We start from the raw sequence: 16233 nt of genomic DNA, 5'->3' as shown, positions 1-16233 counted from the left end.
CATGATAGGTAAACAGCAAGCCCGGTTTTCCCGGCCCGGTCAAGATGTAAGGACACGGAAATATTTATTTTTTGCTGTTTTTCCCTTGATTTTAAGTCTATTAGCTTCGTGCAAATCCGTAGCTCCCGTGATTCAAAAAAATACAGCCAACTTCACAATAAACAGAAACCCGGCCGCACAGGGACTGTATACAAGAATACAGCACATTGCAGAGAAGGGGTATGCCTTTGGACATCAGGATGCCACGGCCTATGGCATATCCTGGAAAAATGATGGCACCCAATACAAAAGTGATGTAGGCGACGTTGCCGGGGACCACCCTGCGGTCCATGGCTTTGAAATTGGACATATAGAATTGGGCAACTCCCACAATCTGGATACGGTTCCCTTTTCCCTAATCAAGACCTTGGTCAAAAAAGGACATAAAAAAGGTGGCATCATAACGCTGAGCTGGCACCCGGACAATCCAGTTTCCAACAAAAGTGCTTGGCATACGCGCAAGGCCGTAAAACATATCCTAAAAGGGGGGCGCCTGCATGAAAAGTATAAGGATTGGCTGTCCAGGGTGGCCCAGTTCATCAATGCGTTGACCGATGAATCTGGAAAGCCCATTCCCTTGGTTTTTAGGCCATTTCATGAGATGAACGGTTCCTGGTTCTGGTGGGGCAAGGGGCACTGCAGTCCGGAAGAGTACCAACGTTTATGGCGGGAAACCGTATCCCTAATGTATACGGAATTTGGGGTTTCGCACATTCTCTACGCCTATTCGCCCAACACCTTTAGCGATGAGGCAGAATATCTTAGCTATTATCCGGGTGATGCCTTTGTGGATATCTTGGGGGTAGATATCTATCAACACTGGACCACGGCCAATTTTACAAAGAACCTGCAACAAAACATAAGCATTTTAGGACATATCGCCAAAACAAAGGACAAACCCTATGCCCTTACCGAAGCCGGATTGAACAAAGTGCGGGTAGCCGACTGGTGGACCCGGGTTTTGGACAAGCACATAGCCCATTCGGGCATTGCCTGGGCACTCTTCTGGAGGAATGCCAGGCCCAGCCATCATTTTGCACCCTATCCAGAACAAAAAAGCAGTGCCGATTTTGTAAAATTCAGGCAGCTGCCCCATGTGCTTTTCCTAGAGGATATCAAGGATATCAGGTAAGGTTACTGGTTACTAAAAACTACCGAGTTGATCCATGGCTTCCGCAACGGTCTGGACGGGAAGTTTACACGTGCTGTTCCTGCACACATAAATAAAGGTCTCCCCGGGCACATAACGTCCTTTGAACAGGGGGAGCTCGCTTTCCGACAAACTGCCAATCACCAGAGCATTGGGAATATGTTGTTTGTGCAGCGATGCTACCAGATCGGTACCCCGGTCCCCTACCACCGCAATTTCATAATAGGGATATACCTGGTTGAGTAAGAGGGCGTTCCACTGCGCATAGCTCGGAGCATTCTCCACAAGCAACGGTACCATGGAAGAAAGCATACTTTTGGATCTGTCCATGGATGCCGTATCGTAATTGAGGTGCCCCAATTGGAATAGGTTTTGTGCCATCACCGCATTGGGGGAAGGCAACACTCCGTCATCGGTCTTTACAATTTTGGAAATAAGTTTATTGCTGCTGTTGTACCTGTACATTCCCGATGCACTATCGGTAAAGTGGGTTTCCACGGTTTTCGCCAAACTGTTGGCAAAATCAAGGTATTCTGCATCCAGGGCAACCCCGTACAGGTTTATGGACGCTTTGATAAGAAAGGCATAGTCTTCCAGAAAACCATCGATCGGCCTTCCCCCCTTTTTATAGGAATGCAACAAACGGCCTTCTTTATAGCTATGGGCACGGATAAAATTGAATATGCCCTTGGCCCTATCCAAAAAAACCGGGTCCTCAAAAGTCCTATAGGCATCCACATAGGCACTGATAAGCAAGGCGTTCCAGGACGTAATAATCTTGTCATCTATGTTGGGCCGTATGCGTTTTTGCCTGGCATTGAGCAGCGCTGTACGCCATTTTTTTTGATACTCCTGCAATTCCGATAAGGAGATGCCATTTTCAGCGGCAAAGTGCTCATCGTCCTGTGATTTGAACAAAATATAGGAGGAATTCTCCCATACATGTTGGCGCTCAATATTGAAATAGTTCGAGAATAGCGGAAAATCATCGGCCAACAAGCCCCTTAATTCTTGCTCTTCCCAGATGTAATACTTGCCTTCTTCCCCTTCGCTATCCGCATCCATTGCGGCGTAATACCCACCATCTTCATATTTCATTTCCCGCTCCAGAAAAGTGATGGTTTCAAAAACCACTTGTTTGTACTCTGTTTTCTTAAACAGTCCATAAGCCTTGGAATACAAGCTTATCAGTTGGGCATTGTCATACAGCATTTTCTCAAAATGGGGGACCTTCCACCGGCTATCGGTGCTGTACCTATAGAAACCACCACCGATTTGGTCGTAAACCCCGCCCATGGCCATTTTATCCAGGCTAAGCCGCACATGTTCACTCGCATCCTTATCTTCGGCCAGGAGGCTAAAATTTAGTAAAAAGTCCAAATTTATGGGAAGCATAAATTTTTGTTGTTCCCGATTGCCGCCCCATTCGGGATCCCACCTTGTTTTCCATCTTTCTACGCTGGTAAAAAGGGCATCCCGGGTCAACGCCCCGAAACCATCGGATGGCTGTACCACATTGACTTCCTGTATCCCTGCCGCCACGCGGTCTGCATACTCATTGGCCCGTTTGGGATCTTCGGCATACATCCCACTTATTTCGGTCAATACCTTATTCCACTGCGATTTGGTATGATAAGTACCCCCGTACAAAGGTTTTCCATTGGGAAGCACAATAACGTTCAACGGCCAGCCACCATCCCCTTTCATGAGCAATAGGGCGGTCATATATATCTGATCCACGTCCGGGCGTTCTTCCCGGTCTACCTTGATGCTGATGAAGTTCTCATTCATCATTTTCGCAATCTCCTCATCCTCAAAAGTTTCTTCCTCCATCACATGGCACCAATGGCAGGAAGAATAACCAATACTGACCAACACCAGCTTGTTTTCCTTTTTGGCGGTTTCCAACGCTTCCTCACTCCAGGGTCTCCAATTCACGGGATTATGGGCATGCTGTAACAAATACGGACTGGTTTCGTCGATCAGCGCATTGGTATACTTATGCCCGCTGTCCTGTTTCCCTGTTTGTTTACAGGAAAAAAAGGCCATAAGGGACAAAAAAAGCAAGCTAATCTTAAAATGTTGTATGCTTCGCCGGGTGCTATGGGTCATAGAAGTAAAATAAGGCCTAAAAGTACTATAAATATGGATAAAAGTCTGTTAAGAAAATGGCAACTATGCCCGTAAGGAAGTGTCTGCTTATTTTTATTTTTCGGTAGTTGCTCAGTGTGATTCTTGTTCCAAAAATCCAAGGATATAGGTCAAGGGAGCGTTCCAGTTGAGGCATATTTCGTTGCTGGCGAAACTGGGTTCCTGATCGACCCAGCTTTTCATGGGTGCCGGGTCTTCGGGATAGACCACACCGCTGGAGGCATCCTGCAACCTGCTGTTGGGTCCGCCGGAAAGTAGGCCGGGTACCGGTTCCTCAACCGCGTCACCGGCACTTTGCCTGTGGTGAATGAACATGGGTGTTTTGGTGCCGAAACCGGTAAGATAGCTATACCCCATGGCGTTGTTTCCCAAAACATAATCAACGGCCTGCTGTACGCCTTTTAAATAGACCTCCTTGGGTTCTAGCTGATAGGCTTGCGCCATAATCATGGCCGTATTTAATACGTCGCTATTGGAACCCCACTGAAAATCGTCTATCGGTTGGAAATAATCCAGGGCTGCCGCTTTTTTGACCAAGGCGTCGGCCGACCCCAAAATACCTGCTTTTAGTTCTTCATAGAACCCATCGGGCAAGGCATCTTTCTGCTTTACCAGCGAAAACATACCCAAAAATCGCATATAACTCGCCCAGCCATCCCCGGGCTTGTAAGCGAAATTAAGATTGTCCTTTTTAAGATTGTCCAAGTAAGTGGTGTCCCTGGTGGACAGGTAGAGTTCGGCCCCTGCCCAAAAAAACTCATCATCAAAATTGGTGTCACCGTATTGTCCGGTAATAATACCCTCGGGATTTACAAAGGAAACTTCAGGATTTGAAATGGCCCAGGCATAGGCCTTTTTTGCTGCGTCCAAACAGTTTTGGGCATAGGTAGCGTCCTGAGCTAAAAAAATGCGGTAGGCCTTGGCTGCGGCTGCCGCAAAATCCAGGGTAGCCGCAGTGCCTTTTCCAATGATGTAGCGCTGTTTTACCGACTTATGTGGCATGATCATATCTTCAAAACCAAAGGCCGTCAATTTATGGAACAGGCCCCCGTCTGTATCCTGCATGGTCAAGACCCAATCCATTTCGTATCGGAGTTCGTCCAGATAATCGCTCTGTCCGTTTCCGCTTTCCGGAATATTTAACTCGTTATCGCCAATGATTTCGGGATAATCTTCCTGTAGCTGGAAAAACTGTCCCAACGGAAAACTGGCGTTTAACACGTACTTTCCATAATCACCGGCGTCATACCAGCCCTTGGGCGATGCCATATAACCGGTATCTTTGCCCGAAGAAGGGTGAAAAAGAATGCTGTCATCGGGGTGACCCATGGGCCTGTGCCATTTTCCGGCGTATTGCTCCTCCAAAGCCATGCCCGCTCGCTGATAGTACAAGCCCTTTACAGAACCTAAAAAGGCTTTGCGCAGCACCTTCTTCCCAATGGAAAAAGGATATGAATACCCTATGCCATCAACAAAAATATGGTATTCGCCCTCGGTATTTAGTTCAGAAAAATCAGCCACCTGCACCTGTTCGCCGGCTAGTTCCCAGGTCATGGGTTCGGAAAGACTCCCCTGAAACACCGCCTCCTTCGTAGTTGCATCCACCACACTGAATTTCCCTGCGTTCTTACTTTCCACGATTACCGCCTTTTTGGTGGCTTTGGGATAATAGCCAATTTGATTTAAACGGATCATATCACTATAGATACCGTCCATTGGAGGTACAGATTTCCTGCAACTTGTCATCAGTAGCAGTATTGCCAAACTTATTACGCTTAAGAATTTGCCCATCAGAGTTCCTATTTTTTTGGTTTAGTGTCTTCGTCCTTTCTTTTCTGTGCCGCAAACCAGTCGTACAATCCATCCGTGTTATACGCCCTTACCCACGAATTATGTCCAACCCCGGGATATCTGGTAAACTGCACCGGGTGCCCCAATTTTTGCAAGCGGGCCACCATTTCTTCCGATTCGGATATGGGAATGGACCTGTCTTCCTCCCCGTGAAACACCCAAATGGGCATCTCCTTGTCTATCCATTTGGCGTATGGAGTGGGTGCCATACCACAAACTACGGCCATAGCGGCAAATTTTTTGGGATAGTGTACGGCCAACTCCCATGCCGCACTCCCTCCCCTACTTAATCCGGTAAGGTAGATCCTTTTTTTATCCACCCTGTTATGGGCAACAATGGTATCCAATAACTGCATCACCGATCGGGTGTTCCACCATTGCTTTTCGTGGGGATGCTGCGGGGCCAGAATTAGAAAAGGGAACTGCTTGCCGTCTGCAATCAATTTGGGCGGACCACTGGATTTGATCCTCGAAAGGCTATCGCCCGCGTCGCCACCGCCATGAAGAAACAACAAGAGTCCAAACTCCTTGTCCTTATCCGTTTCATAATCCGGAGGAAAATAGAGATAGTACCGCAGTTTTTCCACATTAACGGTCTCTACTTCATCGGCAATCAATTGGGACTGTGCACCACAGGCCTGAAAAAAAAGCGCGTAAAGGACTAAGGATAAAAAAATGGACAAGGGTCGTTTCACAAGCTAGGATATGACTTACTCCTTAAAAGTATAAAAATTACCACAGACCTTACCATTTATGGGGGAATACGTGGCATGAAAAAAAATCCGATAAAAAAGAGCTACGGCCCGGTCAGTTATTTTCGTAAATGGGGTAGCTGTCCATATACCTTGTAATGGTTTCTGGGTTCATGTAACGTTGGTCAATGGCCGGGCCCTCTTCTGCCAACAGATCTTCCGATGCACCCCGCCATTCACTAATGTTCAAAACCTCACGTACATAACTGCTCCAAGCGTAAAGTTGGTACCCCAATCCATGTTCAATACTGATGCGATCGGTATTAAATTCAAAGGCATCCGTGTTTTTCGATTTCAACAATTTAAAGGGCAGGCTTATCAATTGCAAAGTGTTCTTACTACTGTAGTAGCGTGTATGCCCCAATTCATGTCCTAGCACCCCGATCTGTGCATTATAGGGTAGTTTGGAAAATAAAATAGGCGTAAGCGCTTCGCTGGAACGGGTGCTGATCGTAATAATGTAGGTTCGGTTTTTCCTTTTCTTGAATACGCTCCAAACCTGTGGTCTGGAGGCGAGGGGGGTCTTACGTTTGCGCAAGCGAAAGATTATTTTTGTCTCCCGCAATTCGGGATAATGCGACAGGGCAATCAGCGCCTGTGGGCGGATTTCGCCGGGTATTTTTTTATTCGTTTCAAAGGCCGCGTATTTTAAGGAATCAAAGATATCCTTTTGGAAGTGTTTTACCGGCATCTGAGCGGTCAGATGGACGCATATGCATAGGAAAATCCCAAAAATACAATATGTTCCAGCCTTGCGCCTTTGCATACAAAACGGGCTTAAAGGGAAAAATAATACTGTAATGAAATACTGGCGATAAAATCCTGGGCCACGTCATCACCGTTGGTGACCACGTTTATTTCCCGTCCAAAGCCCGCGGTAATACCGATTCGTGAGGAGGCATTGAGGTCCAAAAAGTAACCGGCTTCCAACCAGGGTTGTAAAACCAGTATGTAGGTGGTCCCTGAACTTGGATTGGGCGTATTGATGCCGTCGCGCCAATCGATCCATAAATTCCAGATATCTGTGTTAAACCCAGCGATTATCTTTCCCTTCCCTACTGGAAAATGTTTGCGATACCCGAAAGAACCGCCAAAGCCTGCCCCTTCCTCCTCGTCATTTTCATCGCTAAAATCCTGACGGTCCGTGATGTTGGCCCCCAGGCGAAATAAAAGGGAAGATTCCTCAGAAAGATAGTGTTCCGCATTTATGGTAGGGATTATTCCCGCAGGATAAGCCTGAACGGACAGGCCCAAATCCGTTCTTTTGCCCGGATCCGATTGTGCATAAAAGGGCAGTGTGCATAAAAAACAGAGGACAAAAAACCAAGTGGTGGGTAGATGGCGCATATCAAATCAATTTTAGATGTTCTTCCAATTCCTTATTTGCCCGCATCATGGCCCTGCCGTCCCTGTAACTAAGGTATCGGTGCCCCTTTCTATTGTTTATGGCACTGATCTCGTACATGAGCCTCCAATGCCTGGTAATTTCGCGCCAAGCAAAGAACAGGGAATGCTTGGGGTCATAAATATGTGTGGGCTCGCTACCCGCTCCGTTCACCTCTATTACACTAAAGTCCTTCCCTGCCGCCAAAGCGTCAAAGGAGGAATACAGAATGTCTAGGCGACCAAAATAGAAATCGGGTATTTGCTTGCAAATGGTATCTATGGTATCCAAAAGCTGTTGGTTCTTCAAATGCGATTTGTCAATGAATTTGGCCCCCCTGGTATGGCTGCCATAAGGTACGAGAACAAATTGCTCACCCTTGGCCAAAACCCGATCCAAGGTAGCTCCATATCGGCGCATTAAAATTTTGAGCTGAAAATGGCTTCTCGGGGTTTGTTTGATTAGATCCTTTATACTGTGTTGCCCATCACCAATGACCGATAAAAACTCCTTGGAAACAATGCCCGTAATGACGCCTTTTTCAGCATCGGGTTTCCGTGCGTAAAAAATACCTACCTCCTTGGGGTAATCCACAAATTCCTGTACCAAAAAATTGTCGGCTATCTTATCCAGATATCCTTTAAGTTCGCCCTCGTGGTTTATCTTATCCACCGCAAAGGCCTTTAACCCGATATCGGGTTTTGCGATCATGGGAAAATGGATTCCCGCTTGCACCACGGATTTCATGGCCTCCTCCAGGGAAGCCCCTTTGTTTATAAGCACGGTTTTTGGAATATACTGGGGCGGGATGATATCATAAATCTCTTTTTTTGACTCCATGGCCATACCCCCATTTTTAATGGATGGGTTGGCAGCACTAAAAAAGAAAAAAGAGCGGGCCTTTATCGCATAATATAACCAAACGGGAAAAATAGGGTAATAAATAGCCTCCATGGGCCAATACTCCCAATGGAATAACTTGTGCAATTTTAGCCTTAAATAGCTCATTTTGAATGATTGGACATATGCCTCGTTGCCATCGAAATAAAATACTCCTTTTCGCGCAACAGATCCATATGGTTTAAGCCTATTTCATCTTCATCCACAATTGCTTGGGTAATACTGAGTGTTTTTAGGGAATCGTTCCGGTTGATCACAAAACCATTTTCAAAATCATCATGGTTATTGGAATGAAACCCGATAATGTCCTCGGGCCGAACGACCGTGGTCCTCTTCAAAAACCCGTCAAACAAGGTCTCGCGCTGCCTCCTCACCACTGCGTCGTACAGCGTGGCAGAAGACCAAATATACGCTTGTGCGCTGTCCAATTCCTTAAAATACTTCCGATGGCCATCCCAACGAAACTCCAGCAATTCCCGATTTACAAAAAGGATAATGGTAAAAGGTTCTATCCGTTGTAGATCTATGGTCCTCAATTCAAAAACCGGTGTTGCCGCGCTTATCACCTTTAAGAGCACAAGGCCCCTGCTCATAGCATAGTTTCCTTGGGAAATATGCTTTTCAAAAGCACCGTTGAGCAACACGCATACGTTTCCATTTTCATTGACCGCGAACCAGGTACCTCCCGCCTTTGGATCCTTGGGATAAATTAACCTGCAATTATGGGTCACTTCTTCGACGGGCTCAAAGGCTACGCTGCGCGAAGGCTGTTCATCCCGATTGGAGGTGATGAAAAACCGATCTTTACTAGGAAGAAAACTTACTGTGCACATTGCGTTCTAAATTGCATGGTTGATGGTGCAACCCCAAAGGATTCTGGTAAGGGCATATCCGTAAATTGCCGAATTCCGACCTTGATCAAGGCTTGATGATGTATGGTGTGTTCCAAATTGTACATGACCTCCCTAAAATAATTTGATGTAAGGGCTACCTCGCTATTATCCAGGTCATAATTGACCCGTAGTACTTTGTCCGGACGCTCCAAGGAATCCTGAATTTCCTGAAGTTGGTCCAAGGCAAAAGTTAGTTCCTGCTCAATTCGCCTATCCCTTTTTCTCTTATCGTAAGATACTTCGGCACAATCATACCCCTGTAAGAGACATTGGTACAATTCAATGATGTGTCGGGTATGCTGGCCAATGCTTGCTTCTGACAACATTTGGCAAGGCCGGGTGTAACAATCTTCCGGGAGCTGCGATAAGATCTCCTTGAATTGCTCGATTGTTTGAATGGAGGATTTGAACATAAGCTTATGAAATTTTTAATTTTAGATGCTTCTTATATAGTAGGAAAAGTAAATAAAACGAAAAGCCAAGATATAAGCAGCCCATAATCCAGGCGATTATGGAACTATATTGCTGGTAATTCTGAAAAATGTACTTTCCCAAAAAAATGAATATCAACAGGGCACCCAAGGTTCCAATGCCAATTCCGACCATATAGGAAGCATACGAACCTAGGCTATTGTGCAACAGTCTTTTTGAAATCAACAGACGATTCCATCCTATCCAGAAAGGAATGTGCAGGGGGTTCAAGCTACTGAGCAATACGCCCAACAGGATTGAAGATTGTATCATCGGGAAAACGGTAGCGCTTGTCACCAATTCTTGGGGTGCACTGGCCGACATAAAACTGGAAATGGCCAAATACAAAAGCAGCGCCACGGCAAATGGTAGTATGTAAAAGGAAAGCTTTCCGTTAAAATTTATTTTTTTGTCTCCCATCAAGGTAAACCGCACAATAATCAGCTCGACAAATACGGCGGCAAACGAAAACAACAAGGCTTCCCCAACATTTTGCGAGGCGGCTATGTTGAAGGCGGTAATGTTCAGGGTTCCCAAAGGCAACGCCCCCACAAAGCTGATCAAAAGGCCATATATGCCTATCAATCCAACCCTGGTTGTGCTGTTTTGCGCCCTAAGCGCAACTGCTAATTTCTCCACCTGCTCTGTTCTAGTAATTTTTTTGTGTGTGATCGTTAAGGTGTCCCATTTTTACAATAGTCTCCAAATTTTGAAAAACTAACAAAAATCGTTCCCGTTTCTACGACTTCCCCTATTTACGTTTTTCGGACAAACATAGTTTATTCCCTACCCTTTTAGACGTCGTTTTTCCGGGAAAAACCTTAAAACTATCCTAAGATTTATACAGGAAGCCATGGGATTACCTCTTTTTGGTTACTTTTAGTAGTGCTGTAATGATTGGCATGATTGTAGTACTAATAGGGAAAGACTATAAAGAACAGCTTATTATGACACAAAAGTTTTTCATTAGGTTCCTCATTTTGTTTATAACGATCAATGCCTTTGGACAAAACGCGGATTTCAACAAAAAAAATGGGTATGCAGCCGAAGGATATGATGTTGTGGCCTATTTTGACCAACAGGTACAGAAGGGCAAGGAAGATTTGGTGTATGTGTACCATGGAGCAAAATTCAGCTTTTCCACTACATCCAACCTGAACAAATTTAAATCAGCTCCCGATAAATATGTGCCCCAATATGGAGGGTGGTGCGCCTATGCCATAGGCAAGAGTGGAAAAAAGGTGAAAATTGATCCGGAAACCTATGAGATCCGGGACGGAAAACTGTATTTGTTCTATAATTTTCGGTCTACCAATACGCTGGAAAAATGGATTAGCGAGGGACCCGAGACACTCCGGGACCGAGCGGACAGGAATTGGACCAAAATTGTTGACAAAGGAAAATAAAACGAAACACAACTGCCTAGAGGAGGATGTGGCCTTCAGAACCCTCAAGAGGCCATAAAGAAAGAACTCTGATATGGGCAGCTTGCTGTAAGTTTTGTGCTTGGGTTACGTCTATTCTTAAAAGAATATGCGTATATATCAGTATTAAGTCATAGCCCTCTCAATACATTTTTTCATAATCGTGTAAGCTATGGAAAGAATTACGAGATCTCTGGTTTGTTTTTTAGGCCCCTTGGCGCTTCTTTTTATCTTTCCCCAGGTGGAGCAGGTCTCTGCCAACATTGTATATGGCATAGGGGGAATGGCCTATGTAAGTCCTTTCTTTGTGTATCTCACCTGTTGGCTCATCTTTTTGTATTTGGCCAAAATGTCCCATCACTACATGGCAACCACAACAGGTATTCAAAAAGTCTATGTCCGCATTAGTACGGTACTGGCCATGTTCTTGCTGGCAACGTGCATCATAGCACTGATCGTTTCAACCATACTAGTAGTAGGTTCCTTTTAATGGCCTTACCATAAAACAAGCAGGCAAACGCTCGATTTTGGGAACAGCATATTTATATAACCTGATATGCAGGCGCCCTTAGCATTCGGCCAGGGGATTGGGATAATTGTCGGACTGGTCTTCCATGGTATTGTCCAAACAAACAAAGTCTTTTTCTACTAAAAGAAATAATTCCTCGCCATTGTCCAGGAGTACCGTATGTTGAAAGCCCACGGTTTCATTCTCGGCCCAACCTTCACTTTTTTCAACGGAAAGGTGGAGTGTTATGGTATCACCGCTAAATTCCGCCGCAAGCTGCTCAATGGTGTCCGAAGCCTTTAGCGCATAGCTAAGGGTCCGGTCATTGAATTGTGTTTTTTCCTCGTAATACCCGGTTTCGCAGAACGTTTTTACCTCTGTTTTTGTAAGCCTATAGCGTACCGAATTTCCTCTTATTCTTATTTTCATCCTCCTATAGTATTCAAAATTTAATTTAAGCGGATTCCGTGTCCACCACTTTTTTCTTCTTGTACCGCAATTTTCCCAGCTCAATACCAATGGCGGTCTTGGCCAGCATGGTAAAGATAAAGGCACCCATGGCCCAGATGCCGAGCGTTACCCCGATTTCTATCCCTGTAGGTGTGTATTCGGCTATTTTCCCATAAGGTCCGGGTATAAATCCGGGAACGATGAGGCCAAATCCTTTTTCGATCCAAATGGCCACAAACAGTAAAAAGCACGAAAAGTACAGGACTTTGGGGTTGTTTCGCAATTTGTTGATCGTCAGAAGCACGGTAGCTAAAACGTTCAGGGGAATTGCGGTCCATATCCAAGGCAGTAAGGCTGTTTTCCCCTCCAACCCGAAGAAGAGATAATAGGCACTTTCGCTATGATGGGTGGGCGCATAAAACTCTTTGAACAGTTCCGATACCAGCATAATGATATTTATTTGGGCCGCTACCACCACAATCATTGCAATTTTTTTAATCGTTTTGTCTTCGATTTTAAAAGGAGTGTGCACCCGGATTATTGCCAGGACAAGTATAATCAAAGCCGGACCGGCCGCAAAAGCCGATGCCAGAAAGCGTGGACCCAAAAGCGCGTTGTTCCAAAACGGACGTGCCTGAAGCCCTTCGTATAAAAAGGCCGTTACCAAATGAATGCCCACCGCCCATAAAACCGATAAAATTGCTCCGGGAATATAGACCTTGGGGTTGGCATCCTTTCCTTGATAATGCCTAAAAAGAATATAAAATGGAATACTGATGTTGATAAACAGGTAGCCGTTTAGGACAATAACATCCCAGGCAAGCATGGAACTGGGAAAATTAAAGACGCCTATGCCTGGTATCATATGCCATAATACGGAAGGTCCTCCCATATCGGCAATAACAAAGGCAAGGCACATCAATAAGGCGGCAACGGCAAGGCCCTCGCCAATAAGTACGGCCTGTTTAAAATCAATGTCGTGCAACACATAGGTGGGCATCACTAGCATGACGGCAGCAGCAGCTACTCCTACCAGAAAAGTAAAGTTGGAAATATAAAGTCCCCAGCTCACCCTATCCGTCATTCCCGTGACGCTCAAACCCTCTTCTATCTGTATGGAATAGCAATACATGCCAATGAGCATTACAAAAGTCAGAAAGGCCATCCAAATGTGGTATTTCCTTGAACCATGGGTGATATGGTCCAAGCTGTCCCTCACTAAACTTCCAAAAACCTTAAGTCTTTTCATATCCTGTTCCTATAATTGCGCATTTAGAATTGTTCACTGTCCACTGCTTGAGATTCTTCGCTTCACTCCCTTTCATTCTGAATGACAACAGATATTGATTTGTCATTCCGAGCCTGCGAGGAATCTCCGGCCCCATCGCCCAATGAGCGAAGAGGGAATAGGCAATAGCGAATAGAATTCATAATTCATCAACTTATAACTCTTACCCCATCACCCAACACTGCCTTTTGCCAACTGCTTACTGTTCAAAGTTTCTCGTTTCTGGTAGTAGTTAATCGCTCATAACTTAACCCACCATCCGCCATCGACCATCAACCCATTACTGCCCACTGCTAATTGTTTATTGTTAATTGTTTACTGTTTATTGTTCAAGGTTTCTAGTTTCTGGTAGTAGTTAATCATTCATAACTTCTAACCCATCATTGCCCGCCATCCGCCATCAACCCATTACTGCCCACTGCTAATTGTTCACTGCTTACTGCCCACTGTCTACTGTTCTTAATCCATATAATACCAGAACTTGGGCTCCGTACCCAGATCTTCCTTTAGGCGGAATACTTTTTTATTTTCCAGTACCCAACGGATGGTACTATCCGGGTCCAAGAGGTTTCCAAATACCCTGGCTCCTGTAGGGCAAGCTTCTACACAGGCTGGATCCTTCCCCGATCTGGAACGTTGTACACAAAAGGTGCATTTTTCCATCACGCCTTTTTTACGCATCCGGTTGCCCAAATAGTGCTGATTTTTGTTGACCTCCTCCTCCGGCACCTCGGGTTTGCTCCAGTTAAAACGCCGGCCATCGTAAGGACATGCGGCCATGCAATACCTACATCCAATGCACCAATCGTAGTCAATGACCACCAGTCCGTCCTCCTCACGCCACGTAGCTTCCACAGGGCATACGTCAACACAGGGAGGGTTATCACAATGAAAACACTGTGTGCCCATGTAAAAATGACCTTCCGCAGGCACCTCATGGTAGTAATTATCATCGGCCTCATTAAACTTAAAGCCTTCCCCATCCTTCATTTCATGGATACGGATGTACTGCATTTCCGAATTTCTATCCTGATTGTTCTCCTTGACACAGGCGCTTACGCAGTCCATATATCCTTGACATTTGGAAATATTGAAGGCATACCCGAAGAGTACATCCTCCGGGGCATCCGTGGCGGTCATGGTGATGTTCTTCTTCTTGCGCAATTGGTAGGACCGCACCAAACGATCAACGGTGGCCTTGCGCTCTTCCTTGGACATTAATTTATAATTCCCCTTAAACTGCTCTTCCCAATCAATCTGTGCTTTTTCCTTGGTTTCCTCTCCCGCAATCATACTACAGGAGGTACTTACCGCGCCCGCACCGATCATTAAACTGGCCGTCAATTGTTTAAAAGCAGACCTGCGGTCCATTTTAACATCAAACACCTGTTCGAAGCCGTCCTTTTTGGCCTCTTCGCCTATGCTCTTTTGGTGGGAGCCACATCCACCGGAGGTTTTTCCACACCCACAGCCAGAATGCGCAGTTTCTTTTTGGGAACTGCCAAGATTTAAGGAATACCATTTCTTTTTATCGCTCATGACCTTTTTTTTAAATCTAACGCCTGTTGTTCATTCTCTTTCCTGTACTTTCCGGGTGTTGAACCGCACAGGCCATTTGGATGCTATTTGTGGCTGATGCGGGTTATGACAGTTTACACAGGTCATGGCCGCCCTAGGCGGAGCCCAGCCTCCGATATTTTTCCCGTGGGCGCCCCCTTTCCAATCCTCGAACTGATTGTTATGGCATTGACTGCACAGTTGATAACTTTGGTTCAAATCGACCATCTTTCCCGTAAGGCTTTGTAAATTATTCATATTGCTCCCATCATGGCACGTAATACAGTTCATGGCATTTTCATTGGCATGCACCAATTTGATATCCCAATGCGCCTTCTTAATATCCTTTCCCTGCAATTCCTCCAAAGGTTTGATGTGACATTCCAGGCAGGGATAGGATTTGATCTGGCCTTTGCGTTCAGGTATCAGAAAAGTATGGCCTCCTTCGGTAATTTCAATCGTCTTGATATCGCCCAGATAATCCTCGGAGGAAATGGACGTCCCGTGGTACTTCTTGCTCTCTTCCTCTATTTTCTCCCCTAAGCTATGATATTCGCTCTCTTTATGCTTGCAGGACAGCACGCCACACAATACTAGGAAACCCACCAAGATCTTTACGTTATTCATTTACATCGGTATTAGCTCTTATAAACAACATAGCAGCCTGCGTTTCCCCAGTTTTGGGCACATGGCATTGTCTGCAATTGATACGTTCCGGATGGTCAATCCGAAGTTCCTTCACCGCACCGGGCCCCGCGTGGCAGGCAAGACAATTTTCCCGTAACTGCAGTGGATGCGGGACAACAGGCGGGCTGCCATCAAGCGCGTTGTTAACGCCCACTGCAGGAGCGGGTTTTTTATAGAAGGTGTTGGCCGCAAACGTTGATTGCGCCACCTGGGTCACATGACACTGCCTGCAATTAATCATCTCCGGGTGGGGCGTAACCGGGGCGTAGGCGTTGAATTTTTCCACAAAGCCCCCGTTTTGATGGCATTGCAGGCACACCTTGCCTCCCATACTGCGTTCCTCTTTGACCGGGTGTGGAATACTGGGAGGTGCGCCGGTGTACGCCCTATTGCCGTAATACGTATCCAGGGTTCTTTGATGATTTTCATCAATGGGCATATTCAGATACTCCAAAGCAAATTCCGATCGTTCAAAGACCGCACTTTCCGATGGGATAATAGGAACCTCCCTTTCTTCCGAAATAGGGATATAGGCCTCCTCAAGACCCTTTTCATAACTGTAGTTCCAAATGACCACAAAAGCCACGAACAAAATGGCAAACAGCGATAGGATTCCTAGTCTTTTCATTTGTTTTATTACTTGGTTGAAAGTTCAAGTTCAAAAATTGATAATTGCTAATTGTTCATTGCTAATTGTTCATTGTTTATTGTTCATTGCTAATTGTTCA

The 16233-nt window shown here is 45.6% G+C and carries 17 protein-coding genes; 3 read left to right on the top strand and 14 right to left on the bottom strand.

All coding sequences use genetic code 11. The features are described 5' to 3' along the window. Positions 1-127 precede the first annotated feature (127 nt). A complete protein-coding gene (locus ACRD67_RS20325; RefSeq protein ID WP_430969129.1) occupies positions 128-1171 on the top strand; it encodes a glycoside hydrolase family 26 protein in 1044 nt (347 codons plus the stop codon). A 12-nt stretch (positions 1172-1183) separates the two neighbouring features. Here the strand turns inward: ACRD67_RS20325 and ACRD67_RS20320 are convergent, their stop codons facing one another. From ACRD67_RS20320 to ACRD67_RS20280, 9 genes are all read right to left on the bottom strand, one after another. Further along, positions 1184-3301, bottom strand: a complete 2118-nt coding sequence (locus ACRD67_RS20320; RefSeq protein WP_430969128.1) for a thioredoxin domain-containing protein — start codon at positions 3299-3301, stop codon at positions 1184-1186. 111 nt (positions 3302-3412) lie between these two features. Further along, positions 3413-5056: a glycoside hydrolase family 9 protein gene (locus tag ACRD67_RS20315; RefSeq protein ID WP_430969127.1), complete on the bottom strand. Its 1644-nt coding sequence runs from the start codon at positions 5054-5056 to the stop codon at positions 3413-3415. An 83-nt stretch (positions 5057-5139) separates the two neighbouring features. Continuing rightward, entirely contained in the window at positions 5140-5886 is a 747-nt protein-coding gene (locus ACRD67_RS20310) for a carboxylesterase family protein (RefSeq protein WP_430969126.1), read from the bottom strand. Between the two features lie 112 nt (positions 5887-5998). Continuing rightward, positions 5999-6634: a hypothetical protein gene (locus tag ACRD67_RS20305; RefSeq protein WP_430969125.1), complete on the bottom strand. Its 636-nt coding sequence runs from the start codon at positions 6632-6634 to the stop codon at positions 5999-6001. 86 nt (positions 6635-6720) lie between these two features. Continuing rightward, a complete protein-coding gene (locus ACRD67_RS20300) occupies positions 6721-7290 on the bottom strand; it encodes a hypothetical protein (RefSeq protein WP_430969124.1) in 570 nt (189 codons plus the stop codon). Position 7291: 1 nt separating this feature from the next. Further along, entirely contained in the window at positions 7292-8335 is a 1044-nt protein-coding gene (locus ACRD67_RS20295) for an ATP-grasp domain-containing protein (protein WP_430969123.1), read from the bottom strand. After that, positions 8332-9060, bottom strand: coding sequence for an NRDE family protein (locus ACRD67_RS20290; RefSeq protein ID WP_430969122.1), 729 nt, complete (start codon positions 9058-9060; stop codon positions 8332-8334). The genes ACRD67_RS20295 and ACRD67_RS20290 overlap by 4 nt, the downstream gene beginning before the upstream one ends. Continuing rightward, positions 9048-9533, bottom strand: a complete 486-nt coding sequence (locus ACRD67_RS20285) for a DinB family protein (protein WP_430969121.1) — start codon at positions 9531-9533, stop codon at positions 9048-9050. Before ACRD67_RS20285 ends, ACRD67_RS20290 begins: the two co-directional genes overlap by 13 nt. A gap of 4 nt (positions 9534-9537) precedes the next feature. Further along, positions 9538-10230: a LysE family transporter gene (locus ACRD67_RS20280; protein WP_430969120.1), complete on the bottom strand. Its 693-nt coding sequence runs from the start codon at positions 10228-10230 to the stop codon at positions 9538-9540. A gap of 308 nt (positions 10231-10538) precedes the next feature. On the opposite strand from ACRD67_RS20280, the gene ACRD67_RS20275 reads away from it, so the two are divergent. Both ACRD67_RS20275 and ACRD67_RS20270 read left to right on the top strand, forming a co-directional pair. Further along, positions 10539-10997, top strand: a complete 459-nt coding sequence (locus ACRD67_RS20275) for a YHS domain-containing (seleno)protein (RefSeq protein ID WP_430969119.1) — start codon at positions 10539-10541, stop codon at positions 10995-10997. Between the two features lie 190 nt (positions 10998-11187). Beyond that, positions 11188-11505, top strand: coding sequence for a hypothetical protein (locus ACRD67_RS20270; protein WP_430969118.1), 318 nt, complete (start codon positions 11188-11190; stop codon positions 11503-11505). Positions 11506-11583: 78 nt separating this feature from the next. Here the strand turns inward: ACRD67_RS20270 and ACRD67_RS20265 are convergent, their stop codons facing one another. The 5 genes from ACRD67_RS20265 to ACRD67_RS20245 form a co-directional block, all read right to left on the bottom strand. Then, positions 11584-11952 carry a DUF7009 family protein gene (locus tag ACRD67_RS20265; RefSeq protein WP_430969117.1) on the bottom strand — a complete coding sequence of 123 codons (369 nt, stop codon included), beginning with the start codon at positions 11950-11952 and terminating at the stop codon, positions 11584-11586. A gap of 25 nt (positions 11953-11977) precedes the next feature. Beyond that, positions 11978-13222, bottom strand: a complete 1245-nt coding sequence (gene dsrP / locus ACRD67_RS20260; protein WP_430969116.1) for a sulfate reduction electron transfer complex DsrMKJOP subunit DsrP — start codon at positions 13220-13222, stop codon at positions 11978-11980. 498 nt (positions 13223-13720) lie between these two features. Further along, positions 13721-14800: a 4Fe-4S dicluster domain-containing protein gene (locus ACRD67_RS20255; RefSeq protein ID WP_430969115.1), complete on the bottom strand. Its 1080-nt coding sequence runs from the start codon at positions 14798-14800 to the stop codon at positions 13721-13723. A 30-nt stretch (positions 14801-14830) separates the two neighbouring features. Beyond that, positions 14831-15445, bottom strand: coding sequence for a cytochrome c3 family protein (locus ACRD67_RS20250; protein WP_430969114.1), 615 nt, complete (start codon positions 15443-15445; stop codon positions 14831-14833). Continuing rightward, entirely contained in the window at positions 15438-16133 is a 696-nt protein-coding gene (locus ACRD67_RS20245; protein WP_430969113.1) for a cytochrome C, read from the bottom strand. The genes ACRD67_RS20250 and ACRD67_RS20245 overlap by 8 nt, the downstream gene beginning before the upstream one ends. Positions 16134-16233: the final 100 nt, after the last annotated feature.

The organism is Eudoraea algarum, assembly GCF_050589645.1.
GTDB lineage: Bacteria > Bacteroidota > Bacteroidia > Flavobacteriales > Flavobacteriaceae > JBNGOQ01.
This window is presented reverse-complemented; position numbering and strand designations above follow the sequence as displayed.

What these genes read in the sequence shown, in the direction of transcription:
- ACRD67_RS20320 (WP_430969128.1), bottom strand. Translation starts at nt 3,301, where the DNA reads ATGACCCATAGCACCCGGCGAAGCATACAACATTTTAAGATTAGCTTG.
- ACRD67_RS20315 (WP_430969127.1), bottom strand. Translation starts at nt 5,056, where the DNA reads ATGGACGGTATCTATAGTGATATGATCCGTTTAAATCAAATTGGCTAT.
- ACRD67_RS20305 (WP_430969125.1), bottom strand. Translation starts at nt 6,634, where the DNA reads ATGCCGGTAAAACACTTCCAAAAGGATATCTTTGATTCCTTAAAATAC.
- ACRD67_RS20300 (WP_430969124.1), bottom strand. Translation starts at nt 7,290, where the DNA reads ATGCGCCATCTACCCACCACTTGGTTTTTTGTCCTCTGTTTTTTATGC.
- ACRD67_RS20295 (WP_430969123.1), bottom strand. Translation starts at nt 8,335, where the DNA reads ATGAGCTATTTAAGGCTAAAATTGCACAAGTTATTCCATTGGGAGTAT.
- ACRD67_RS20290 (WP_430969122.1), bottom strand. Translation starts at nt 9,060, where the DNA reads ATGTGCACAGTAAGTTTTCTTCCTAGTAAAGATCGGTTTTTCATCACC.
- ACRD67_RS20285 (WP_430969121.1), bottom strand. Translation starts at nt 9,533, where the DNA reads ATGTTCAAATCCTCCATTCAAACAATCGAGCAATTCAAGGAGATCTTA.
- ACRD67_RS20275 (WP_430969119.1), top strand. Translation starts at nt 10,539, where the DNA reads ATGACACAAAAGTTTTTCATTAGGTTCCTCATTTTGTTTATAACGATC.
- ACRD67_RS20270 (WP_430969118.1), top strand. Translation starts at nt 11,188, where the DNA reads ATGGAAAGAATTACGAGATCTCTGGTTTGTTTTTTAGGCCCCTTGGCG.
- ACRD67_RS20265 (WP_430969117.1), bottom strand. Translation starts at nt 11,952, where the DNA reads ATGAAAATAAGAATAAGAGGAAATTCGGTACGCTATAGGCTTACAAAA.
- dsrP (WP_430969116.1), bottom strand. Translation starts at nt 13,222, where the DNA reads ATGAAAAGACTTAAGGTTTTTGGAAGTTTAGTGAGGGACAGCTTGGAC.
- ACRD67_RS20255 (WP_430969115.1), bottom strand. Translation starts at nt 14,800, where the DNA reads ATGAGCGATAAAAAGAAATGGTATTCCTTAAATCTTGGCAGTTCCCAA.
- ACRD67_RS20250 (WP_430969114.1), bottom strand. Translation starts at nt 15,445, where the DNA reads ATGAATAACGTAAAGATCTTGGTGGGTTTCCTAGTATTGTGTGGCGTG.
- ACRD67_RS20245 (WP_430969113.1), bottom strand. Translation starts at nt 16,133, where the DNA reads ATGAAAAGACTAGGAATCCTATCGCTGTTTGCCATTTTGTTCGTGGCT.